Raw genomic sequence first — 21,362 nt, 5'->3', positions numbered from 1 at the left:
GTGTTCAGGACAGAATGTGGTCAGCCGGTTTCAGCGTCCGGGTCAACCGGTAGTAGCTGAAACTGAAGCCCGGAAATATCGCGATCACATGACCGCTCTTGCTCTGATACCAACTGTGACAGCCGCCGGACTTCCACACCGTGCGTTCCATCTCACGGTGGATCATTGCAGTGTAGGTACGTTCCGCTGCGGGGCGCACTTCGATGCTGCGCAGTCCTTTTGACTGCAGGGTGTGGATGCAGTCGAGGATGTAATTCATCTGCGCTTCGATGATGAACAGCGCCGAGGTATGGCCGATGCCGGTGTTCGGGCCGGTGACGATAAACAGGTTGGGAAAGTCCGGCAGGCTGGTGCCCAGGTAGGCGCGCGGGTACTGCGCCCAGACGTCCTTGAGCTGCACGCCGTGCTTGCCGGTCACCGGGTAGGAGACCACGCCGTCGGTGGCGTCGTAGCCTGTCGACCAGACGATCAGATCGACATCGATGTGCTGGCCGTCGGTGGTGGTGATCCCGGTTTCATCGAGCGCGGCGATGCCTTGTTCGCGGCTGTGCAACGTGACATTGGGCCGGGTCAGCGCCGGGTAATAGGTGCTGGACAGCAGAATGCGCTTGCAGCCGATGGTGAAGTCCGGGGTGAGTTTTGCGCGCAATACCGGGTCCGGCACCTGTTGCTTGAGAAAACGCAGGGCCTGACGCTGAACCAGGTGAATCGCGGGTTTCGAGTATTTGAAGGCGATCACCCGGGTTTCGAATTGCCAGTAGAGCAACCAGCGCAGCAGCTTGTAGGCCGGTTTCACCCCCAGCAACCAGCGCTGGAAAGGCCCGAACCTGCGATCGGCGCGCGGCAGCACCCAATGTGGCGTGCGCTGGAACACGTGCAATTGCTCGACTTCGGCGGCAATCGCCGGAATCACCTGGGCGGCACTGGCGCCGCTGCCGACGATGGCCACGCGTTTACCGCGGTAGTCGTAGCTGTGATCCCAATTGTTGGTATGAAAAGTCTTGCCTTCAAAGCGATCCTGGCCGGGGAAGGGCGGGATCACCGGTTGGCTCAACGGCCCTGAGGCGTTGATCACGAACTGCGCGTAAAAAATCCCCTTGCTGGTATGCAACGCCCAGCGCTGTTCGGCGTCGTCCCATTCGATGCGTTCGACGTTGGTTTGCAGCGCCACGCGCTCGCGCAGGCCGAAGCGCTCGATGACGTGTTCGGTATAGCGATGCAATTCGGCCTGGGCGGCGAACATCTGCGTCCAGGGAAATGGCGCAAACGACAACGAGTACAGCGGCGACGGCACATCCACCGCCGCGCCGGGGTAGGTGTTCTGGCACCAGGTGCCGCCGAAAAAGTCCCTTCTTTCCAGCAAGCGAAAATCGTCGATTCCGGCCTTGAGCAAGTTGACCGCCGCGCATTGGCCGCCAAATCCGCTGCCGATGATCAACACTCGGTAGGTCTGCATGGGCCTCCTTCTTATAGTCGTTTTTCCGTTTTCGTCCTTTCAGGTATAGCTAAAAATTTGCCCTGTGCGCGACGGCGATGGCGCGGTATTCAGCGGCTGGCCGGTGATGGCTATTTAACGGCTGCCTGTTAGACTTCCAGCACATCCGTCTGACGGTGTTCGCAGGTTCCGTTGAGTGGTCGAGGCCCTTATGCGAAACAAGGGGGGAAAGGGACTTTCATTGGCCAGGAGGCTTTATACATCGCGAACCCTCGGGCTGGTGCTGGGGCTGTTGTGCGTGAGCGCGGCGATGTACCCGCTAGACCCGCCGCTGTGGGTCTGGGCGTTGATGCTGTTCAATGGCCTGCTCTGGCCGCACCTGGCGTTTCAATGGGCCCGTCGTGCCAGCGTTCCTTACCATGCGGAACACCGCAATCTGTTGGTTGATGCCTTTATGGGCGGCTTCTGGGTCGCCGCCATGCACTTCAATCCACTGCCCAGTGCCACCACCATTTCGATGATGGCGATGAATAACGTCGCCATCGGCGGATTACGTTTTCTCGCCGCAGGCCTGGCGGCGCAGATCCTCGGTATCGGCGTCGGCCTGGTGGTTTTCGTCCCGGCGTTCATCCCGCAAACCTCGCCTCTGCAGCTTTATGCCTGCCTGCCGTTGCTGATGCTGTACCCGCTGGCGCTGGGCTGGATCTGCTTTCGCCAGGCCTACACGCTGGGCCTGCACAAGCGTGAGCTACTGGCCCTGAGTCGCACCGACAGCCTCACCGGACTGCTCAATCACGGCGCGTGGAAGGATCAACTGGAAATCGCCTTTCAACGTTGCCGCCGGCAGCAGCAGGGCGCAGCGATCGCGTTGATCGACATCGATCACTTCAAGGCGATCAACGACACCTACGGGCATGTGGCGGGTGACATCGTGCTGCGCCAGTTGAGCAAAATGCTCAAGCAGAACCTGCGCGCTGCGGACGTCGCCGGGCGCTATGGCGGCGACGAGTTTTGCGTGATCCTGCCTGACCTGCCGCTGTTCAATGCCGCGCAGGCCATGGAAGCCTTGCGCGAGCGTTTCGCCACCCTGGGTTACGAGCAGAACCCGGCGCTCAAGGTCAGTCTGAGCATTGGTCTGGCGGCTTACGATCCGGCGCATGGCGACGCGACCCGTTGGCTCAATGATGCGGATCAGGCGCTGTACGAGGCCAAGGCGACCGGGCGCAATCGGGTGATCTGCAACAGTGATGATCTGCCGAAGCAGGAACTGCTCGATTCGGTCTGACTGCCCAGCACAATTTCCTCCTACAGGTGTTCGGTGTCGGCCGCAGAGATGTCGCATCCGGTGTAGAGCCTTGCGCCGATGTCAGGTACGGTTCAATCCCCCCCCCGACGCGAAACAAGGATCGATTCATGACGTTCTCATTTTCCCGCTCGCTGCTGGCCGCCAGCCTCGGCCTGTCCCTCGTCCTCAGCTCCGCCAGCGCCTTCGCCGAACCGCACAAGCAAGTGCTGGCGGATGCCGAGCAGTATCAGCCCGAAGCCCTGAAACTGCTGGAACGGCTGGTCAACATCGACTCCGGTTCCGGTTATGAACCGGGCCTGAAACAAGTCAGCGAGATCGCCATCGATGAGCTGAAGAAGCTCGGCGCCACCATCGAACTGGTGCCCAATACCCCGGAAAAATCCAATCATGTGCTGGCGACCTTCAAGGGCACCGGCAAGGCAAAAATCCTCTTGATGGCGCACATGGACACGGTGTTCAAGGAAGGCTCCGCGGCCGAGCGCCCGTTCCACATCAAGGACGGCCGCGCCTACGGGCCCGGGGTGATGGACGACAAGGGCGGCATCGTCGCCGGGATCTACGCGCTGAAAATTCTGAAGAACCTCGACTTCAAGGACTACGCGCAAATCACCTTTCTGCTCGACGCCAGCGAGGAAACCGGCTCCGACGTCGCCACCGACCTGATCAAAAAAACCGCCAAGACTCACGACGTGACCCTCAACCTCGAACCGGGGCGTCCGGCCGATGGTCTAGTGGTGTGGCGCAAAGGCAGCGCGACCGCGCTGGTCGAGGTCAAGGGTAAGGCGGCGCATGCCGGGGTCGCGCCGGAACTGGGGCGGAACGCGGCGATGGAAGCGGCGCACCAGATTCTGCAACTGGGCAAACTCGGCGACGAAGCGAAGAAAACCACGATCAACTTCACCGTGCTCCAGGCCGGTGATCGCACCAACGTGATCCCGGATCACGCCACCGCCAAGGCTGACGTGCGTGCGGCGGTGCCGGAAGAGTTCGACCGGATCGAGAAAGACCTGGCGCGAGTGTCGCAGGACAAGCTGATCGCTGAAACCGAAGTCACCACCAGCCTCAAACGCGGACTGCCACCGATGCCGCAGACGGCAGAGTCGGATCGCTTGATGGCCATGGCGCAAGGGATTTACGGCGAGATCGGCCGCAAGCTGACCGAAGAGGGCAGTGGTGGCGCGGCGGATGCCAGCCTGTCCGCCGGCGTGGGCACACCGACGCTGGACGGTTTCGGGATTGTCGGCGGCAATATTCATACGCCTGAGGAATACGCCGAAGTGGCGAGCGTGGCGCCGCGGATTTATCTGTTGTCGCGGATGATCATGGAGTTGGCCAAGCGCTGACTCCCTCGGATTGGCGGTGCTGCAACTGACGCCTTCGCGAGCAAGCCCGCTCCCACAATGGACCTGTGCCGAACACCAATGCTGTGTTCACTGAAGATCCACTGTGGGAGCGGGCTTGCTCGCGAAGGCGGCGGGTCAGGCTAGAGGGGTGTTGAATGTGCCGACGTCATCGCGAGCAGGCTCACTCCTACATGGGATCTGTGTTCAACACCAAAGCGGTGTTCACTGAAAGATCCACTGTGGGAGCGGGCTTGCTCGCGAAGGCGGCGGGTCAGGCTAGAGGGGTGTTGAATGTGCCGACGTCATCGCGAGCAGGCTCACTCCTACATGGGATCTGTGTTCAACACCAAAGCGGTGTTCACTGAAAGATCCACTGTGGGAGCGGGCTTGCTCGCGAAGGCGGCGGGTCAGGCTAGAGGGGTGTTGAATGTGCCGACGTCATCGCGAGCAGGCTCACTCCTACATGGGATCTGTGTTCAACACCAAAGCGGTGTTCACTGAAAGATCCACTGTGGGAGCGGGCTTGCTCGCGAAGGCGGCGGGTCAGGCTAGAGGGGTGTTGAATGTGCCGACGTCATCGCGAGCAGGCTCACTCCTACATGGGATCTGTGTTCAACACCAAAGCGGTGTTCACTGAAAGATCCACTGTGGGAGCGGGCTTGCTCGCGAAGGCGGCGGGTCAGGCTAGAGGGGTGTTGAATGTGCCGACGTCATCGCGAGCAGGCTCACTCCTACATGGGATCTGTGTTCAACACCAAAGCGGTGTTCACTGAAAGATCCACTGTGGGAGCGGGCTTGCTCGCGAAGGCGGCGGGTCAGGCTAGAGGGGTGTTGAATGTGCCGACGTCATCGCGAGCAGGCTCACTCCTACATGGGATCTGTGTTCAACCCCCATGCTGTGTTCACTGAAAGATCCATTGTGGGAGCGGGCTTGCTCGCGAAGGGGCCAGACCTGACGGAAGCTTATTCCTTGACGCTCATGTATTCCTTCGCCCACAGAATGTAATCCTCAGGCTGGGTGTAGGTGTGCGTCAGTTCGGTGGCGCTCAGGTCCGAGGCCTGGGTGAAGATCTGGCGTTGTTCGCGCAGGCTGTCGTAGGTCGCCTTGATCGCGGCGAAGTAGGCGCCGTGGCCGTCGATGGTCACGCGCACCCCGAGTTCGGCCAGGCGCTTGTCGTCGCGCAGCGCCGGGTTGCCGTAGGTCACCAGCATCAGCGGGACCGTCAGGTGTTCGGCGATTTGCTCGAGCTGATCGAAGTCCTGCACCCCGACCATGCAGATGCCGTCGGCACCGGCGGCCTGATACTGCTTGGTGCGGCTGATGATTTCCTGATTCGGCAGAATCCCGGCATTGGTGCGGGCGATGATTGCCATTTCCGAATCAACCCGGGCTTCCAGCGCCGCGCGGATCTTGCCGACGCCTTCGGCGACCGAGATCAGGTCGGTGGACTTACGGCCGAATTGCGCCGGCAGCAGAGTATCTTCGATGGTCAGGGCGGCGACGCCGGCGCGTTCCAGTTCGACGATGGTGCGCATCACGTTGAGGGCGTTGCCGTAACCGTGGTCGGCGTCGGCGATCACTGGCAACTGGGCAACGCGGCCGATGCGGGTGGCCTGTTCGGCGAATTCGCTGAGGGTGATCAGGGCAAAGTCGGGGGCGCCCAGCACCTGCAGCGAGGCCACGGAGCCGCCGAGGATCCCCACTTCAAAACCCAGGTCTGCGGCAATGCGCGCGGACATCGGGTCGAACACCGAGGCGGTGTGGTAGCAGGTGTCGGAAGCCAGCAATTGACGGAAGTTACGGCGCAAATCTTGATGGGAAAGCCTGGTCATACGAGTTCCACCAATACAAAGGAATGGAACGGCTTGAGCAAAGGTGTCAACGCCGAAGAATGAAAAGGCTATCACGCGAATGGGTCAAGGTTCATGACGAATTTGCGAGTGAGGCGTTGATGAGGGATCCAGCGGCTGAAAGGTTTCATCGGCAGTCAGCGGATTTTCACTGGCTAAACCGCAGATCAGGCCGCTACCGCTTGTTGCTGTTGCCTGGGCAGCAGCACGGCGCGCACCGAATTGCCCGGTTGCAGTTGCAGGCGCTTTGCGGTGAGGCGATCGACCACCAGGGTATTGCCGACCAGACGACCGGGGGCCACGGTGATGCGGCAGTTCTCCAGGCGCCGGTTGTGGATCAGCCACAACGGTGCCTGATCGTCCGGCGTGCCGAGACTCAGGGTCAGCGCCAGGCTGTCGCGCACGGTACGAATGTTGCCGATCGGTGCTTCGATCACCGGGCCACCGTCGAAGATGTCGATGTAGCCCTTATGCACAAATCCTTCTTCGCGCAGGATCTTCAGCGCGGGCTCGGTATTGGGATGCGCCTGGCCGATGGCCGCCTGTGCCTGTTCGGTAAGCATGCAGGTGTACAACGGCTGGCGCGGCATCAGTTCGGCGATGAACGACTTGTTGCCTAGACCCGACAAGTGGTCGGCATGGCTGAAGTCCATCTGGAAGAAGTGCCGGCCCAGACTGTCCCAGAACGGCGAGCAGCCGAGTTCATCGGCACTGCCGCGCAGTTCGGCGATCATCCTCTCGCCAAACAGTTGCGGAAATTCGGCCACGAACAGCAGCCGCCCGAGCGACAGCAGCCGGCCATTGTTGCCATGGCGTTGCTCATGCTGAAGGAACAGAGAACACAGTTCCGACTGGCCGGTCAGCTCGTTATTGAGAAACAGTGTGGGGATCTGCCGCGAAATTCCCAGATCCGGTGCCGAACTCACGGTCAGGCCGACTCGGTAGTTGTACCACGGCTCGCGCAGGCCTACCGCGCCGGTCAGGGCGCTGACGCCGACCACCCGCAGGTCGTCATCTTCAAGCACGAACAGATAATCGGCGTCGGCCCGTTCCACTTGTCCGGAAAACGCGCGCTGGGCCCAACGCACCCGGTGGGCGAGGCGATCCTCATTGGCCGGGAGGGTGGTGAACCCCGGGCCGGCCTGTTGCACCAGAGTCATCAGTGCTGGCAGGTCGCTGACTTTGACCGGACGGACGATCATGCGGTAACTCCTTGTACGCGCCGGTTCGGGCACTGTCGTTGGGTATGCAACCGGGCGCGGTTCACAGGGCGGTCAGCCTGATCGTGCAGCCATCGGTGACCTTCAGCGCCGCGCACAGGGCCGGCGTCAGCGACAGCGGTTGATCGGGCTGGTAATCCAGTTCGGCGACGATGGCCCGGAAACCGTGCAGCGCGTCGTTGCTCAACAGGTAACGGCCACGGGCGTCGATCTGCGCCTGCTCGCGCACGCTGGCGGTCTGGCTACGGGCGATCGATCGGATGTTCGCGGTGCGCGCATACAGGGTCGGACCGGCGTCGAACAGATCGATGTAGCTGTTGGTTTCAAAGCCTTCGCGTTCGAGGATGTCGAAGGCTTCCTGACCGTCCGGGTGAATCCGGCCGATGCATTCCTGTGCTGCCGGAGGCAGCATCGGTACGTAAATCGGGTATTGCGGCATCAGTTCGGCGAGAAACGTGCGGCTTTGCAGGCCGCACAGGCGTTCGGCCTCGACGTAGGGCAGGTCGAAGAAGTGTTTGCCCAGTGCGTCCCAGAACGGCGAATGACCGTTCTCATCGCTATAGCCGACGATCTCGGTGATCACCGCATCGGCAAAGCGTTGTGCGTGAGCGGCGATGAACAGCAGCCGTGCCCGCGACAGCAATTCGGAAAAGGCGCTGCGCACCAGCGCGTTGTCGATGTGAAAACCGCGCAATAGCGTGTGTCCGCTGAGGTCGTGACACAGTGACAACGCCGGCACCCCGTGCTCGATGTTCAGTTCCCGCGAAGCACTGGTAAAGTGGCGATTGCGCAAGCTGTAGAACGGTTCGTTGAAACCGGCCGTGGCGAGGATCTCCGAGCAACCGACCAGCCGTTGAGTGTCGAGGTCTTCCAGCACGAAGAAGTAGTTCTCCGGGCCTTGCGCCTGAATGTCGTTGTCGAACGAGGCACAGGAGCCGGCGATTTTTTCGCGCAGGCGTTCGCTGTCGTCAGGCAGCGACGTGACGCCGACCAGGCTGTCGCGGGCCAGCTGCTGCAATTGCGGCAGGTCGGTTGTCTCGACTGGGCGTAAGACCAGCATGGATGCACTCCTGTATCAAAGGGTCCGGTGATCCCACCGAACCTGACTATCACTGTCGGTTGCCACGCTTTAAAGCGGCGGTCGCCTGATTTGATGTCAGACGCCGCTCTTTTTCTTGTCAGCCATTGCTCGGGTCAGGCAGCGCTGTGCTGGCGCCGAGCTTGTTCAGGAAGAACAGGTACACCAGACCCAGCGCAATCCAGATCAGGCCGAGTTTCTGCGCATCGACGCCCATGTTGTACATGATGGCGGCGACGATGATGAAGCCGATCACCGGACAGATCAGATGGCGTACGACCTGACCGGACTTCTGCCGACGCCAGTAGTAGTTGATCACTGTCAGGTGCAGCAGCATGAAACCGCTGAGGGCACCGAAGTTGACCAGCGAAGTCAGGGTGTCGACCGAATTGATGAACAGGTAGCAAATCACCAGCGACAGCACCGCCACCAGATAAATGCTCAGGTACGGGGTGTTGTGCTTCGGGTGCACCTTGGCCAGGACTTTTGGCAACTTGCCATCGCGGGCCATGCCGAACAGCAGGCGCGACACTGCCGCTTGCGAGGTGATCGCCACCGCGACGCCCCAGGCCAGCGCCGTGGCGACACCGGTCAGGGTGGCCAGCCAGCTGCCAGCGGCGATTTCGGCGATTTCATAGAATGCGGTGTCGGCGGACTTGAAACCCATGCCAGCAGCCAGATCGGTGGCGATCCAGGTCTGTACGACGAAAATCACGCCCATCACCACCAGAGTGATCAGCGCTGCGCGGCCGACGCTGCGGCCGGGATCGCCCTTGATTTCTTCGGCGAGGGTCGAGATCGCATCGAAGCCGAGGAATGACAGCACGGCAATCGACACCGCTTGCATTAGCAGGGCGAAATTGAACGTTTCCGGGTGATACAGCGGCGCGAGGGTCAGCTCGCCGTTGCCGCCGCCGTTGTGCAGAGCGTTCCAGGCGTAGAACAGGAAAATCCCCAGCACCACCAGCTGTGCCAGCAGGAAGATGATGTTCATCCGTGCGGTGAAGGTGATGCCGCGCAGGTTGACGAAGGTTGCACTGACCAGAAACGCCAGAATGAAGCCGACTTTCGGAATGTCCGGGTACAGATGGTTCAGGGCCATCGCCGCGTAGACGTACAGCAGCGGTGGAATCAGCAGGTAGTCGAGCAGCATCAGCCAGCCGGCGATGAAACCGACGTGTTGATTGAGGCCGCGTTGTGCGTAGGAATACACCGAGCCTGCGATCGGAAACGCCTTGGCCATGCTGCCGTAGCTCAGCGCGGTGAACAGCATCGCGACCATGCCGATGATGTAGGCCAGCGGCACCATTCCGGGCGCCTCGGCATTCACGTAGCCATACACGCCGAAGGGGGCGATGGGGATCATGAAGATCATCCCGTACACCACCAGGTCGGTCAGTGTCAGGCTACGTTTCAACTCCTGTTTGTAGCCGAACTCTTCTATTTCCATGAAGCGCAACTCCTTGTCAGCCTATCCAGCGTTTTAGTTGTTATGTCGATCCATCGTTACAGCGTCAGCAGTCTTGCAGCATTCTTTACAGCAGCGGTGCCAGGCGCTCGGCCCACAGCGAAACCGCTTCCGGGCTGCGCAGCAGATCGTTGCGCACCTCGATCAGCACCGACTCCAGCCCCCGGGCATCGCCGTGCACTGGCACGGTCATGTCGCCCAGCGGATCAACCCGGTACGGCTGGTTGCCCGCGACGTTCAGCGGGTGCTGGCCGAGGCCATCGATCACCCGTTGCGCATAGGCGCCGGCCTGACCGAACAGCACGCCGACTTCCAGTGGGCGCGGCTGGCCGTAATACACCGGAGTAAAACTGTGAATCCCCACCACCCGTACCGCTTGACCCTGCGCGACGCGTTGGTCGATCAGGGTTTGCAGCCGCGCGTGAAACGGTTTGAACAGCGTTTGGCGCCGGTATTCGCGAGTGGCTTCGTCCAGCTCTCGGTTACCGGGCACCTGATAAATCTCGCTCTGCGCCGGAATGCTGTCGGGCGCATGCCGGGGCCGATTGAGGTCGATCAGCAGCCGTGAATAGTTGGCGCTCAACAGTGTCGCGCCGAGTGTCTCCGAGAGCTTTTCGGCCAGTTGCAATGCGCCGATGTCCCAGGCGATGTGCTCGCGCGCGGCTGCATCGTCCAGGCCCAGATTGTTCAGGGCCTCGGGGATGTAGCGGCTGGCGTGCTCGCACACGAGGATCAACGGATGCGATGAATCTTCGCGGCTCAGGTTGTAGACCGGGCGGGTGTACAACCCCAGCTCGGCGGATTCAGTACAGGCGTGCATAGTGCTCACACAGGTCAGCGGGCGAGAGCTGTTCCGTCAGCGCCAGTTCCTCGGTTTTAAGGGCGTGGTACGTGTCGAGCAACGGCTTGGGCAGCCATTGATTGAAGGCTGCACTGTCACGCAGGCAATCCAGCGCCTGGGCCAGCGAGGCGGGCAGGGCCACAATGCCCCGGGCCTTGCGTTGCTCGTCGTTGAGTGAATCGGGAATTTCATCGGTGATCGCGTTCAGCGCCAGACGCTGTTCGATGCCCAGCCGGCCGGCAATCAGCAGCGCGGCCATTGCCAGATGCGGCGAGGCGGTGGCGTCCATGGCGCGGAATTCCAGGTTGTACTGCGCCGCCACGGATTTGCCGCCCAGGCTCACGGTCGGACAAATGCGCAGCGCCGCTTCACGGTTCTGCTGCCCCAGACACGCATAGGACGCGCTCCAGTGGTGTGGCTGCAAACGCTCGTACGACACCGGTGTCGGCGCGGTGAACGCACACAGCGCCGGCAGGTAATGCAGGATCCCTGCGGCCCAATGCTGGCCGAGGGTCGACAGACCGTTGCTGGTGCCGGCGTCGTAGAGCAGTGGCAGACCTTGCAGGTCGAGCAGGCTGATGTGCAGGTGCACGCCGTTGCACACCGCGTCAGCCTTGGTTTTCGGCGCGAAACTGACGTCGACGCCCATTTGTCGGGCGATTTCGCGGGTGATCTCGCGCACGTTGACCGCACGATCCGCCGCCGCCACGCCGAGGGTCGGCCGGCAGGTGATTTCGTATTGGTGCTTGCCGTATTCGGGCAGGAACATTTCCGGCTCAACGCCACCCGCGCGCAGCGCGCTGAGCAGCCAGCCGCCGAACTCGGCACCCTGACGCTGGGCTTCGAGGGAAAACGCCAGATGCTCGGCAAAACCGGCATGCAGGTTGAATTCGTGTTCGAACGCTGCGTTGACCTGCAAACCGAGGTCGTCGCGATAGCGCTCGATTTCATCGCGCAACAACGTGCGCGGGCAAGCGCTCCACGGCCGGCCATCGGTCTCGCGGATGTCGCCATGGATGAAGTCCAGCGCCGGTGCTGCGGCGTCCGGGCCATTACCGACCGTCACGCGGCTGCTCAAATCGGGAATCAGCCGCAAATCACCATAGGCGCCCCATGGGTTGGTCGAGGCGATGATGTCCTGAGGCGTCAGTGCGCTGTTGGCCGGCACCCAGCCGCACCCGGCCGCTTGATAACGTTCCAGCTGATCGGTGGGAAACGAGCGGCCACGGGTGATGCCGATCAGGTCGGTGGTGACGATGGTGGTCATCGGCAACGGCGTCAGGCGCTCGCTCATGGACGCATCTCCTGCAAGCGGCCGAGCACGGTTTGTGTGTCAGTGATCCAGCAGTAACCCTTGATCGCGTTCAGGCAGGCGTCATGCCGCGCCGGGGTGTAGGTGGCGCAGGCGTCTTCGACCAGCGTCACCAGATAGCCACGGTCGGCGGCATCGCGCACGGCCATGTCGACGCACTGGTCGGTGACGATGCCGGCAATGATCAGGTGGCGGGTTTCGAGGTTGCGCAGGACGTAATCGATGTTGGTCGAGTTGAACACCCCGGACGAGGTTTTCGGCAACACGATTTCGTTTTCCACCGGGGTCAGGTCGTCGATGATCCGCGCCTGGGTGCTGCCCTTGGGCAAGTGCATGTCGGACAGTTTGTGATCCAGCGAGCGGTCGCGACCGTCGGCGGTCAAGCTTTCGATAATCGTGTGTAGCACATTCTGCCGCGCTTCGCGAAAGGCACTGAGCAAGCGGCGCTGGTTGGGCACCACCTGCATGTGCGCGCGGGTCAGGAAATACTCGGCGTCCGGGCCGTTCAGATGCGGGTCGAACTGCGGTTCGAGCCAGGCACGCTGCATGTCCACCAGCAACAGAGCGGTGTGACCGGTGACGAACGGCAAATCCCGCGGCGAGCGGTGGGGAAGACTGAACATCCTTATTTATCCTCCAGCAGATGGGTGTTGAAGTCGTTGCGCAGGGCGTCGATGCCTTCCAGGCGATCGGCCAGATCGGGGCTGCGCAGGGTCAGGCAGGCAATCAGCGCCTCGACCTGGGCCAGCGCCGGCACCATGGTGTCGAACGGCGAGGCCGACTCCACCGGAGCACTGATGATCAGGTCCGCCAGTTCACGCAGCGGCGAGGCATAGATGTCGGTGAACAGCACCACCCGCGCGTTGTTGTTCTTCGCCGCCGAGGCCACCCGCAGGGCCTGGGACTGGTAGCGCCGATAGTCAAACAGCAGCACCACGTCCTGGCGTTGCAGATCGAACAGGCGGTCGGGCAGTTGTGCGTTGTCCTCCAAGGCAAAGCAGCCGGGCCGCAGCAAGCGCAGGTGGTTGAGCAGGTAGTTGGCCATCAGGCTGCTGAAGCGCCCGCCGAAGCAGTAGATCTGGTGCCGGGTATCGAGCAGCCAGTCGAGCAGAATGCGCACGTCTTCGGGTTGCGTCAGAACCTGGGTTTCCACCAGCAGGCGTTGGCTGTCAGCCAGATAATGGCCCCAGGCATCGTCCTTGTTCAGGTGCGAACGCGGCTGCAACAGTGTGCGCGGCGAACGCAGGCGGTGGTCCATGTCGCTGAGCAGCGCGTCCTGAAACTCGGCATAACCGCCAAATCCGAGCTTCTTCACCAGCCGCACGATGGTCGGATCGCTGACGCCGGCGTGTTCGGCCAGACGCGCCATCGGACCCAGGCCGTTGCGTGGATACTGGTCGAGCAGGGCGCGAATCACTTTGCGCTCCGACGGCGTCAGTTCCAGGCCGGGGTCGGTGATCAAGTCTCTGAGAGGGGGCATCCGGGCTCCTGCTGGATGAAGGGGGGGGTGTTGAATTCGTTTCACAATCCGTTAAAACAGTATTTATGTAACTCAGGTTACATGTCTAGTGAATTTTTAGCGTTGGCGATTCGACGTTTAAATAAGCTCACAACCCTGAGTAACAAGGGCTACACCTGAGTCTGTGCCTCTTGTAGTCCATTGCCTCCAGGCGTGTCAGACATTGCCGCTTTTTCTACTTCAGAGTACTGGGCTGGGGGTTCACGAGATCCCCTGAAGCGACCGGGTTACGGCACAATTGCCACAAGACCGGCGATTTGCCGCCGATTCAGCTGATGCTTATCGAGTGAAATCCTGTGCAGTCCACCCGTTTGACTTTGATTTGCCACGCTCGAACCGTCGCACAGAAAATGTCGCGTTTTCCTACGAACGAGCCTGTTGAAAATTCGCCATTGGCGCTCGGCGCGTTGGCCGCGAAGTTCGCCAGCGCCAGTCGTTTGTTGTGCGGGCCGGAATTGCGTACGCGCCAGACTGCCGAGTGGTTCGGTGCGGCGCCGCAAGTGGACGAAGCGCTGCGCGATTGCGATTTGGGGCGCTGGCACGGGCAAGCGATCAAGGATCTGCAAGTGCGCGAGGCCGAGGCCTTGCAGGCGTGGATCAATGATCCGCAGGCGGCACCGCATGGTGGCGAGTCGGTAATGCAGTTGAGCGAACGCGTGGCGGCATGGCTGACCAGTCTGCAAGGCGTATCGGGGCACATCGTCGCTGTCACCCATCCGTTTGTGGTGCGTGCGGCACTGATGCAGGTGTTACAGGGCGCGGCGTTCAACGCCATTGATGTTGAACCGTTGTCCATGGTTGAACTGCGGTTCAACGGCATCTGGCGGCTACGCTTGGCGGGTATCGATCTTGCGGGAGCACTGTAATGAAACGACTGCTAGTGATTGGCATCGGCGCCGGAAATCCCGACTACATCACGATGCAGGCGGTAAAGGCGCTGAATCAGGTCGACGTGTTCTTTCTGATGGACAAAGGCCCGAGCAAGGACAAACTGATCGATTTGCGTCGCGACATCTGTGCGCGTTACATCACCGATCCTGCGTATCGCTTCGTCGAATCCCACAGCCCCGAGCGCGCGCGCGGCGACGTGGACTACACCCGCGCGGTCGATGATCTGAACCGTGCCAAGCAGGAAACCTTTGAACGACTGATCAATGAAGAATTGGCTGACGAGCAGTGCGGCGGTTTCCTCGTGTGGGGCGACCCGGCGCTGTACGACAGCACGATTCGTATCCTGCAGGCGATTCTGGTGTCAGGTCGCTGTGCTTTCGAGTTTGAAGTGATCCCCGGGATTACCAGTGTTCAGGCGCTGGCCGCGCAGCATAAAGTGCCGTTGAACAGCATTGGCCGGTCAATTGAAATCACCACTGGCCGGCGTCTGGCGGCGGGGCAGGTGAGTGACACGGGCAGCCTGGTGGTGATGCTCGATGCCGAGGACTCTTACCACAGCGTGGCGGATCAGCAGACCGAGATTTACTGGGGCGCTTACCTCGGCACGCCGGATGAGATTCTGATCAGCGGCAAGCTCAAGGATGTTGCGGATCAAATCGAGCGCACGCGTAAAGCGGCGCGGGCCGAGCATGGTTGGATCATGGATACCTATCTGTTGCGCAAGCCTTGATTTGTAGGCTGTCGGTGCAGGCCTCATCGCGGGCAAGCCCGGCTCCCACAGGTTTCTGAGTTGAAATAAGGTGGTGTGTACGACGCAAAACCTGTGGGAGCTGGCTTGCCAGCGATGGCGTCCGGAAATTCACCTCAGGAAATGGCTTTGACCCCACGCCCAAACCGCTCCCGATACACCGACGGCGGCACCCCGACCACGCTGCGAAACGCCACGCGAAAACTTTCCACCGAGCGATAACCGCAGCGCTGGGCGATCTGCTCGGTGTTGTACACGCTGCTCTCCAGTAACTCCCGCGCCCGAGCCAGTCGCTCGTGTTGCAGCCACGCTTTGGGCGATTGCCCGCTGGCCTCGGTGAAACGGCGCAGAAAGGTGCGCTCGCTCATCGCCGCTTCGCTGGCCAGATCGCGCACTTCCAGCGGTTGGTGCAAGCGCTCGCGGGCCCACTGCATCACCCGCGACAAGTCGTTGCGCGGCGTCGCGCTGACCGGCGTCGGGATGAACTGTGCCTGACCGCCAGTGCGTTGCGGCGACATCACCAGACGCCGGGCCACTGAATTGGCGACCTGGGTGCCGAAGTCCCGTGCCAGCAGATGCAGGCAGGCATCGATCCCGGCGGCGCTGCCCGCCGAGGTGATCAACTGGCCGGAGTCGACGTAAAGCACATCCGGATTGACCGCGATCGCCGGGTAGCGTCGCGCCAGTTCATCGGTGTAGCGCCAGTGGGTGGTCGCACCGTGGCCGTCGAGCAAGCCACTGGCGGCCAGCACAAACACCCCTGAGCAAATTGACAGCAACCGCGCACCCTGGGCGTGGGCCTGTCGCAAGGCGTCGATCAGCGCCGGCGGCACCGGGGCCTCGCGGTCGCGCCAACCGGGAATGATGATGGTGCGCGCCTGCGCCAGCAGCTCCAGGCCGCCGTCGGCCAATACGTGAATCCCGCCCATGGCGCGCATCGGCCCTTGATCGACGGCGACGATGCAGTGCTCGTACCACGGGAAATCGAATTCCGGCCGGGGCAGGCCGAAAATCTCCACGGCGATGCCGAACTCGAAGGTACAGAGGCCATCGTAGGCCAGAATCGCGACCAATCCAGGTGAGTCAGGCATTTGGCGGAAAATTCCCGGTGAGTGTCTTGCGCGCCACTGTAGCGCCAAGTGCCGGCCCGATAAAGTCTGCTCACACCCCAACAGATGAAGGAGCCACACAACATGACCAGCTTGGTTCGCGACATTCCTGCTGCACCGTCGGCGATTGCCCTGATGCATTTCAGCAACCGTCTGACGTTTGAAACCGATTGTTCTGACGTGTACGGCAGCCAGGAAGCCGGTGAAGTCGATTTTGTCCTGGTCGATGTGCGCGGGCCTTTGGCGTTCGAGCGCGGTCACGTGCCGGGCGCGATCAACATTCCGACCCGCTTGCTGACCGCCGAAGGCCTGGCGGAGTATTCGACGAGCACGTTGTTCGTGGTCTATTGCGCCGGCCCGCACTGCAACGGCGCCAACAAGGCTGCGGTGAAACTGGCGGCGTTGGGTTACCCGGTCAAGGAGATGATCGGCGGCGTGACCGGCTGGCTGGATGAGGGTTTTTCGCTGAGTGTCGAACAGCCTGCCCGAGTTGTCATTGCCTGCGAATGCTGACAGTTTTTTCAGCCATTTCCTGGGCAGAATCGGAGTTTGTCCTACAGCCTTTGCACCATGTCGGCGCACCGTTGATCCCGGTCAACGCGTGCGCCGATTTTCTGTAAGTATTTGTCGCCTAAACACAATTTGCCCTGTGCGCGCCGCCATAGACTGCCGGCCACGTCGGTTTTTGCTGCTCAATGGCCATGACCGAACGCCAATCGAAAGCTGCCAATAAAAGCCTCCGCACACAGGAGTAATAAATGAAGAAGCTAGTGATGTTCGGTGCCCTGGCACTGTCGATGTTGTCCCTGACCGCAGTGGCCGAAGACGCCAAACCGATTCGTCTGGGGATCGAAGCCGCTTACCCGCCATTCTCGATGAAAACCGCTGATGGCAAACTCACCGGGTTCGACGTCGATATCGGCGATGCCCTGTGCAAACAGATGGACGTCAAATGCGTGTGGGTCGAGCAGGAATTCGACGGTCTGATCCCGGCACTCAAAGTGAAGAAGATCGACGCGATCCTGTCCTCGATGACCATCACCGACGACCGCAAGAAAAACGTCGATTTCACCATCAAGTACTACCACACCCCGGCGCGCTTCGTGATGAAGGAAGGCTCCGGTGTCAAAGACCCGCTGACCGAGCTCAAGGGTAAGAAAGTCGGCGTGCTGCGCGCCAGTACCCACGACCGCTACGCCACCGACATGGCCAAGGACGCCGGGTTTGAAGTGGTGCGCTACGGCTCGCAACAGGAAGCCAACCTCGACATGAAATCCGGTCGTCTCGACGCGATGCTGGCCGACTCGGTCAACCTCAGCGACGGTTTCCTGAAGACCGACGCCGGCAAAGGTTTCGAATTCGTCGGCCCGACTTACGAAGACGCCAAGTACTTCGGCGGCGGTGCCGGGATTGCCGTACGTAAAGGCGATACCGAGCTGGCCGAGAAATTCAACAAGGCCATCACTGAAATCCGCGCCAATGGCGAGTACAAGAAAGTCCAGGACAAGTACTTCGACTTCGACGTGTACGGCCATTAATACGCTGTAGAAAAAAGTGGTCCCGTTTGCGCGGTGGCCACTTTTTTTATGCTCTGCTTCATAGGAGAACCCTGTAGGAGTGAGCCTGCTCGCGATAGCGGTTTAACATTCAGCCGCTTTAGTGCCTGACACACCGCTATCGCGAGCAGGCTCACTCCTACAGGGGATCTGCGTGATCCAGCCATTCAGGAGTTACCCATGCAACGCATCGACCATGTCCTGCCCTGGAGCCATCTGGGCAGCGAACGTTCCCTCAGCGTCTTCCGTTACGGCGCGGGCAGCCGCAAGGTGTACATCCAGGCCAGCCTGCACGCCGACGAACTGCCGGGGATGCGCACCGCGTGGGAACTCAGGCAACGCCTCAACGCGCTGGAACAGCAGAGCCGTCTGCAAGGCGTGATCGAGCTCGTGCCGGTGGCCAACCCGATCGGCCTCGACCAGCATCTGCAAGGCAGCCACATGGGGCGCTTCGAGTTGGGCAGCGGGAAGAATTTCAACCGCGCGTTTGTTGAACTCAGTGCGCCGGTGGCGGCGCGAATCGGTGAGCAACTGGGCAGCGACGCCGAGGCCAACATCGCGCTGATCCGCCAGACCATGGGCCAGGTGCTCGATGAGTTGCCAGCCCCGGCCTCGCAACTGGAAGCGCTGCACCGCTTGCTGCTGCGCCATGCCTGCGACGCCGACATCACCCTCGATCTGCATTGCGATTTCGACGCGGCGATTCACATTTACGCATTGCCGCAACACTGGCCGCGCTGGCAATCGCTGGCGGCGCGACTGAAGGCCGGCGTGGCCTTGTTGTGCGAAGACTCCGGTGGCAGTTCGTTCGATGAATCGTGCTCGTCGCCGTGGCTGCGTCTGGCGCGAGCGTTTCCGAGTGCGGCGATTCCCCCGGCGAACCTCGCCACCACCCTTGAGCTGGGCAGCATGGGCGACACGCGGGTCGATCAGGCGCAGGCCAATTGTGAAGCGATTCTCGGCTTTCTCGCCGAGCAGGGTTTCATCAGCGGCGAATGGCCGGCGGCACCGAGCGAGTGCTGCGAAGGCATGCCGTTCGAAGGCACCGAATATCTGTTCGCCCCGCACCATGGCGTGGTCAGTTTCCTGCGCAATGCTGGGGAGTGGGTCGAGCGGGGCGACGCGCTGTTCGAAGTGGTCGACCCGTTGAATGACCGCCTCACCACTGTTTGTGCAGGCACCAGCGGCGTGTTGTTTGCGATCGATCGTGGGCGTTACACCCAGCCGGGGATCTGGCAGGCCAAGGTGGCGGGGCGCGAGCCGATTCGGGTGGGCAAGCTGATCAACGACTGACAGATTTCCTTGGATTTTCCGGCCTCATCGCGAGCAGGCTCACTCCTACATTTGGAATGCGTTGTCCCTGTAGGAGTGAGCCTGCTCGCGATAGCGGTCTCGCCAGCACCACTCTCTTCAGAGAGTGTTAGGCTCACCGACGAACCCGACACTCTGTGAAGGAAGGCTCTATGTTGAAGGCGTTTGCCCTGTTAACCCTGCTGGCGTCCAGCGCCGTCCACGCGCAAACCACGCTGCAAAGCGATTTGCCACTGAAATACATCGAACAGGTTCACCCGGACGCGAACACTCGGCCGCTGGTGATTTTTCTGCACGGTTACGGCAGTAACGAAGCCGATCTGATCGGCATGAAGTTTCAGCTGCCGGCGCAGTACAACTACCTTTCGGTGCAGGCGCCGTTGGCGTTGGGCGAAGGGCGTTTCCAGTGGTTTCGCAAAAAAGGCGAAGGCGCCTACAACGGTGAGACCGATGATCTGAAGGCCAGCGGTCAGAAACTGCGGGAGTTTGTCGCCCAGGCGGCGAAGAAATATCACGCCAGCCCGGACAAGGTGTACCTGATCGGCTTCAGCCAGGGCGCGATGATGACGTACGAGGTGGGCTTGCGTCCGCCCGTGGCGGTCGGCGGCATTGCGGCGTTGAGCGGACGCCTGTTGCCGGTATTGAAAACCGAGCTCCAGGCGCAGCAACAACCGTTGCCGCTGAAGATCTTCATCGGCCATGGCACCGCCGATGATCGGGTGCCATACCGCGACGGCACCGAAGCCAATGCGCGGCTGCAGAAACTCGGCTACAGCCCCGAGTTTCACGCTTATCCCGGTGTCGGCCACAGCATCAGTTCTGCCGAGCTGCGCGACTTGAACGCCTGGCTGCAGCAGCTCAATCCGTAAGGATCACTTGTCCTTGAGGATGGTTTTCACCAGCGCATCGTGACCGCTCTTGTCGCTGGCCCGGGAAATCACCTGAACCAGCGCCATGCGCTTGCCGGAGGCGGCGAGCAGGGTGGTATTGAGGGTCTGGCCGCCGCCCTGAGTGGCGGTGCTGTCGACCTGACGCACGCCGAGGCCGCTGCTTTTCTGGGTCAGGCTTTTTTCGCTGAGCTTGTTGAAGTCCGGCAGGGCCTTGCGCTGGTCATCGATGAAACTCGCTAGGCTGCCATCGAGAAATTCGTTGTCGTTGTCCTTGACGCTGGCGCCGCCGGCGATCTGGTTTTCCGCGGCGATGACCACGGTCTTGGTCGCCTGATTGGTGTACATCGTGCCCTTGGCACCGGTTGGCCCGGCCGGCAGCGGGTCGGCGGTGAAGCCTTTGGGCAGGACGAAGGTGAACTTGCCGTCGAGCATCGACACGTTGTTGGTCGAGGCCTTTTCCTTGGGCTTGGCTGCCTGGGCGTTGAGGGCGCCGAGGCCGGCGACCGCCGCAAGCAACAGGACGACGGCTTTCTTGCTGAGCAATGACATGTGAATCTCCGAGGGATGGTCGCGCCAGGGCGGCGATGATCCCACGGAGCATGCCTGGCATTCCAGCGCGGTTTGTCAGGCTGCCTCAGCCTTGAGGTTGTGGGCTTTTGGCGGGAGTCGGTCGGGCCAGCAACTTGCGGGTGACCCCGAGCATCGCCACCGACACCGCGACACCGGCGATGAATCCGCTGAGGCCGAGACTCGGCAGGGTCAGCGCCGTCACCAGGCAAAATGCCGAGAACGAGTACATGCCGGTCGCCGTCGCCCGCAGCAATGCCGCGGTAAACGCTGGGCCACGAGTCTGCTGAGAGAATACCGCCATCACACTGCCGAGCACCGGGAACACCGCGAGCAAGCCGCTCCAGCGCTCGCCCACAGTACTCGCGAGCATGGTCACCAGCAGCGTCAGCGCCGCACCGGCAATCATCCGCCAGAGCAGTTTGTCCGACTTCGGCGCCGGGCCGTTCAGCACCGGCTGCACGTCGGGAAACAGGTACGGCGCGGCGAGCAGGGCAATCGCCGCCGCAGCGACCGAGAACGTCAGTGACGACGGAACCAGCGACAACACCAGCGCCAGTCCCGCCCACACCGACAGTGACGCCGTCAGCGCCAACGGCCAGTTCGCCCGCTGCGCCACCTGCGCGTAGGTGATGCAGAAGGCGATCATGGCGAACATCGCTGACAGCGCCGCCACCGCCGATTGCGCAGCAAACTGCGGCCCCTGTTCGATGGCGAGGAAAAACAGAATCGGCCCGACCACCACCGGCAGCCCCGACAGCCACCCGGCCACGCTCGGTCCCCAGCGCTTGCCGGCGAGGGAAATTAGCAGCAGGAAACCGGGAATCAGCAGCAGTTTGAGGATCAGCACGCGGGAGGCCTCCGGGGATGGGATGGCCAAGGTAACCGATTGCTGCATTGATCGACAATTTTTGTAT

General features: G+C 61.5%; 20 protein-coding genes. 8 read left to right on the top strand and 12 right to left on the bottom strand.

The genetic code is table 11. The features are described from left to right. Window positions 1–4: 4 nt before the first annotated feature. Window positions 5–1,456, bottom strand: a complete 1,452-nt coding sequence (locus VLA07_RS15320) for a flavin-containing monooxygenase (RefSeq protein ID WP_333989600.1) — start codon at window positions 1,454–1,456, stop codon at window positions 5–7. 190 nt (window positions 1,457–1,646) lie between these two features. Here VLA07_RS15320 and VLA07_RS15315 point away from each other — a divergent pair, with 190 nt between their 5' ends. Then, a complete protein-coding gene (locus tag VLA07_RS15315) occupies window positions 1,647–2,720 on the top strand; it encodes a diguanylate cyclase (protein ID WP_333989599.1) in 1,074 nt (357 codons plus the stop codon). Window positions 2,721–2,848: 128 nt separating this feature from the next. After that, window positions 2,849–4,084, top strand: a complete 1,236-nt coding sequence (locus VLA07_RS15310) for a M20/M25/M40 family metallo-hydrolase (protein ID WP_333989598.1) — start codon at window positions 2,849–2,851, stop codon at window positions 4,082–4,084. A gap of 963 nt (window positions 4,085–5,047) precedes the next feature. Here the strand turns inward: VLA07_RS15310 and VLA07_RS15305 are convergent. The 8 genes from VLA07_RS15305 to VLA07_RS15270 form a co-directional block, all read right to left on the bottom strand. Then, complete coding sequence (locus tag VLA07_RS15305; protein ID WP_007968750.1) at window positions 5,048–5,917, bottom strand: isocitrate lyase/PEP mutase family protein; 870 nt, start codon at window positions 5,915–5,917, stop codon at window positions 5,048–5,050. A 185-nt stretch (window positions 5,918–6,102) separates the two neighbouring features. After that, window positions 6,103–7,137, bottom strand: coding sequence for an arginine N-succinyltransferase (gene astA, locus VLA07_RS15300; RefSeq protein WP_098964544.1), 1,035 nt, complete (start codon window positions 7,135–7,137; stop codon window positions 6,103–6,105). A gap of 61 nt (window positions 7,138–7,198) precedes the next feature. Further along, window positions 7,199–8,215, bottom strand: coding sequence for an arginine N-succinyltransferase (locus VLA07_RS15295; RefSeq protein ID WP_333989597.1), 1,017 nt, complete (start codon window positions 8,213–8,215; stop codon window positions 7,199–7,201). 118 nt (window positions 8,216–8,333) lie between these two features. Then, a complete protein-coding gene (locus VLA07_RS15290) occupies window positions 8,334–9,683 on the bottom strand; it encodes an APC family permease (RefSeq protein WP_183780776.1) in 1,350 nt (449 codons plus the stop codon). 85 nt (window positions 9,684–9,768) lie between these two features. Continuing rightward, a complete protein-coding gene (locus VLA07_RS15285; protein WP_097088806.1) occupies window positions 9,769–10,521 on the bottom strand; it encodes an N-formylglutamate amidohydrolase in 753 nt (250 codons plus the stop codon). Further along, a complete protein-coding gene (locus VLA07_RS15280) occupies window positions 10,505–11,836 on the bottom strand; it encodes a glutamine synthetase (protein ID WP_333989596.1) in 1,332 nt (443 codons plus the stop codon). Before VLA07_RS15280 ends, VLA07_RS15285 begins: the two co-directional genes overlap by 17 nt. Beyond that, window positions 11,833–12,477, bottom strand: a complete 645-nt coding sequence (locus VLA07_RS15275) for an isochorismatase family cysteine hydrolase (protein ID WP_027611640.1) — start codon at window positions 12,475–12,477, stop codon at window positions 11,833–11,835. The genes VLA07_RS15280 and VLA07_RS15275 overlap by 4 nt, the downstream gene beginning before the upstream one ends. 2 nt (window positions 12,478–12,479) lie before the next feature. Next, entirely contained in the window at window positions 12,480–13,334 is an 855-nt protein-coding gene (locus tag VLA07_RS15270; protein ID WP_027611641.1) for a MurR/RpiR family transcriptional regulator, read from the bottom strand. Window positions 13,335–13,723: 389 nt separating this feature from the next. Here VLA07_RS15270 and VLA07_RS15265 point away from each other — a divergent pair, with 389 nt between their 5' ends. Then, window positions 13,724–14,239 (top strand): histidine phosphatase family protein, encoded by a 516-nt coding sequence (locus tag VLA07_RS15265; RefSeq protein WP_442969545.1) that lies wholly within the window; start codon window positions 13,724–13,726, stop codon window positions 14,237–14,239. Next, complete coding sequence (cobF, locus tag VLA07_RS15260; RefSeq protein WP_330206981.1) at window positions 14,239–14,994, top strand: precorrin-6A synthase (deacetylating); 756 nt, start codon at window positions 14,239–14,241, stop codon at window positions 14,992–14,994. Before VLA07_RS15265 ends, cobF begins: the two co-directional genes overlap by 1 nt. Before the next feature lie 134 nt (window positions 14,995–15,128). Here cobF and ftrA read toward each other — a convergent pair whose 3' ends face one another. Then, the gene (gene ftrA / locus VLA07_RS15255) at window positions 15,129–16,103 is read right to left on the bottom strand and encodes a transcriptional regulator FtrA (RefSeq protein ID WP_330206980.1); all 975 of its coding nucleotides are present in this window, start codon (window positions 16,101–16,103) and stop codon (window positions 15,129–15,131) included. Between the two features lie 102 nt (window positions 16,104–16,205). Here ftrA and VLA07_RS15250 point away from each other — a divergent pair, with 102 nt between their 5' ends. From VLA07_RS15250 to VLA07_RS15235, 4 genes are all read left to right on the top strand, one after another. Next, window positions 16,206–16,634, top strand: coding sequence for a rhodanese-like domain-containing protein (locus VLA07_RS15250; protein WP_098964535.1), 429 nt, complete (start codon window positions 16,206–16,208; stop codon window positions 16,632–16,634). A 245-nt stretch (window positions 16,635–16,879) separates the two neighbouring features. After that, window positions 16,880–17,659, top strand: a complete 780-nt coding sequence (locus VLA07_RS15245) for an ABC transporter substrate-binding protein (protein ID WP_003226194.1) — start codon at window positions 16,880–16,882, stop codon at window positions 17,657–17,659. Between the two features lie 198 nt (window positions 17,660–17,857). After that, window positions 17,858–18,970 carry a succinylglutamate desuccinylase/aspartoacylase family protein gene (locus VLA07_RS15240; protein ID WP_333989594.1) on the top strand — a complete coding sequence of 371 codons (1,113 nt, stop codon included), beginning with the start codon at window positions 17,858–17,860 and terminating at the stop codon, window positions 18,968–18,970. A gap of 170 nt (window positions 18,971–19,140) precedes the next feature. Further along, window positions 19,141–19,857 carry an alpha/beta hydrolase gene (locus VLA07_RS15235; RefSeq protein WP_333989593.1) on the top strand — a complete coding sequence of 239 codons (717 nt, stop codon included), beginning with the start codon at window positions 19,141–19,143 and terminating at the stop codon, window positions 19,855–19,857. A 3-nt stretch (window positions 19,858–19,860) separates the two neighbouring features. Here VLA07_RS15235 and VLA07_RS15230 read toward each other — a convergent pair whose 3' ends face one another. Continuing rightward, window positions 19,861–20,427, bottom strand: a complete 567-nt coding sequence (locus VLA07_RS15230; RefSeq protein ID WP_086792572.1) for a hypothetical protein — start codon at window positions 20,425–20,427, stop codon at window positions 19,861–19,863. 85 nt (window positions 20,428–20,512) lie between these two features. Further along, window positions 20,513–21,295, bottom strand: a complete 783-nt coding sequence (locus VLA07_RS15225) for a hypothetical protein (protein WP_333989592.1) — start codon at window positions 21,293–21,295, stop codon at window positions 20,513–20,515. Window positions 21,296–21,362: the final 67 nt, after the last annotated feature.

Source organism: Pseudomonas sp. S3(2024) (assembly GCF_036861315.1).
GTDB classification, from domain to species: Bacteria; Pseudomonadota; Gammaproteobacteria; order Pseudomonadales; family Pseudomonadaceae; genus Aquipseudomonas; species Aquipseudomonas putida_A.
Note: the sequence above shows the minus strand (reverse complement) of the source record. Positions and strands in the feature narration are given on the sequence as shown.

What these genes read in the sequence shown, in the direction of transcription:
- VLA07_RS15290 (WP_183780776.1), bottom strand. Translation starts at nt 9,683, where the DNA reads ATGGAAATAGAAGAGTTCGGCTACAAACAGGAGTTGAAACGTAGCCTG.
- VLA07_RS15280 (WP_333989596.1), bottom strand. Translation starts at nt 11,836, where the DNA reads ATGAGCGAGCGCCTGACGCCGTTGCCGATGACCACCATCGTCACCACC.
- VLA07_RS15245 (WP_003226194.1), top strand. Translation starts at nt 16,880, where the DNA reads ATGAAGAAGCTAGTGATGTTCGGTGCCCTGGCACTGTCGATGTTGTCC.
- VLA07_RS15240 (WP_333989594.1), top strand. Translation starts at nt 17,858, where the DNA reads ATGCAACGCATCGACCATGTCCTGCCCTGGAGCCATCTGGGCAGCGAA.
- ftrA (WP_330206980.1), bottom strand. Translation starts at nt 16,103, where the DNA reads ATGCCTGACTCACCTGGATTGGTCGCGATTCTGGCCTACGATGGCCTC.
- astA (WP_098964544.1), bottom strand. Translation starts at nt 7,137, where the DNA reads ATGATCGTCCGTCCGGTCAAAGTCAGCGACCTGCCAGCACTGATGACT.
- VLA07_RS15235 (WP_333989593.1), top strand. Translation starts at nt 19,141, where the DNA reads ATGTTGAAGGCGTTTGCCCTGTTAACCCTGCTGGCGTCCAGCGCCGTC.
- VLA07_RS15310 (WP_333989598.1), top strand. Translation starts at nt 2,849, where the DNA reads ATGACGTTCTCATTTTCCCGCTCGCTGCTGGCCGCCAGCCTCGGCCTG.
- VLA07_RS15315 (WP_333989599.1), top strand. Translation starts at nt 1,647, where the DNA reads ATGCGAAACAAGGGGGGAAAGGGACTTTCATTGGCCAGGAGGCTTTAT.
- VLA07_RS15265 (WP_442969545.1), top strand. Translation starts at nt 13,724, where the DNA reads ATGTCGCGTTTTCCTACGAACGAGCCTGTTGAAAATTCGCCATTGGCG.
- VLA07_RS15295 (WP_333989597.1), bottom strand. Translation starts at nt 8,215, where the DNA reads ATGCTGGTCTTACGCCCAGTCGAGACAACCGACCTGCCGCAATTGCAG.
- VLA07_RS15250 (WP_098964535.1), top strand. Translation starts at nt 16,206, where the DNA reads ATGACCAGCTTGGTTCGCGACATTCCTGCTGCACCGTCGGCGATTGCC.
- VLA07_RS15230 (WP_086792572.1), bottom strand. Translation starts at nt 20,427, where the DNA reads ATGTCATTGCTCAGCAAGAAAGCCGTCGTCCTGTTGCTTGCGGCGGTC.
- VLA07_RS15305 (WP_007968750.1), bottom strand. Translation starts at nt 5,917, where the DNA reads ATGACCAGGCTTTCCCATCAAGATTTGCGCCGTAACTTCCGTCAATTG.
- cobF (WP_330206981.1), top strand. Translation starts at nt 14,239, where the DNA reads ATGAAACGACTGCTAGTGATTGGCATCGGCGCCGGAAATCCCGACTAC.
- VLA07_RS15270 (WP_027611641.1), bottom strand. Translation starts at nt 13,334, where the DNA reads ATGCCCCCTCTCAGAGACTTGATCACCGACCCCGGCCTGGAACTGACG.
- VLA07_RS15285 (WP_097088806.1), bottom strand. Translation starts at nt 10,521, where the DNA reads ATGCACGCCTGTACTGAATCCGCCGAGCTGGGGTTGTACACCCGCCCG.
- VLA07_RS15275 (WP_027611640.1), bottom strand. Translation starts at nt 12,477, where the DNA reads ATGTTCAGTCTTCCCCACCGCTCGCCGCGGGATTTGCCGTTCGTCACC.
- VLA07_RS15320 (WP_333989600.1), bottom strand. Translation starts at nt 1,456, where the DNA reads ATGCAGACCTACCGAGTGTTGATCATCGGCAGCGGATTTGGCGGCCAA.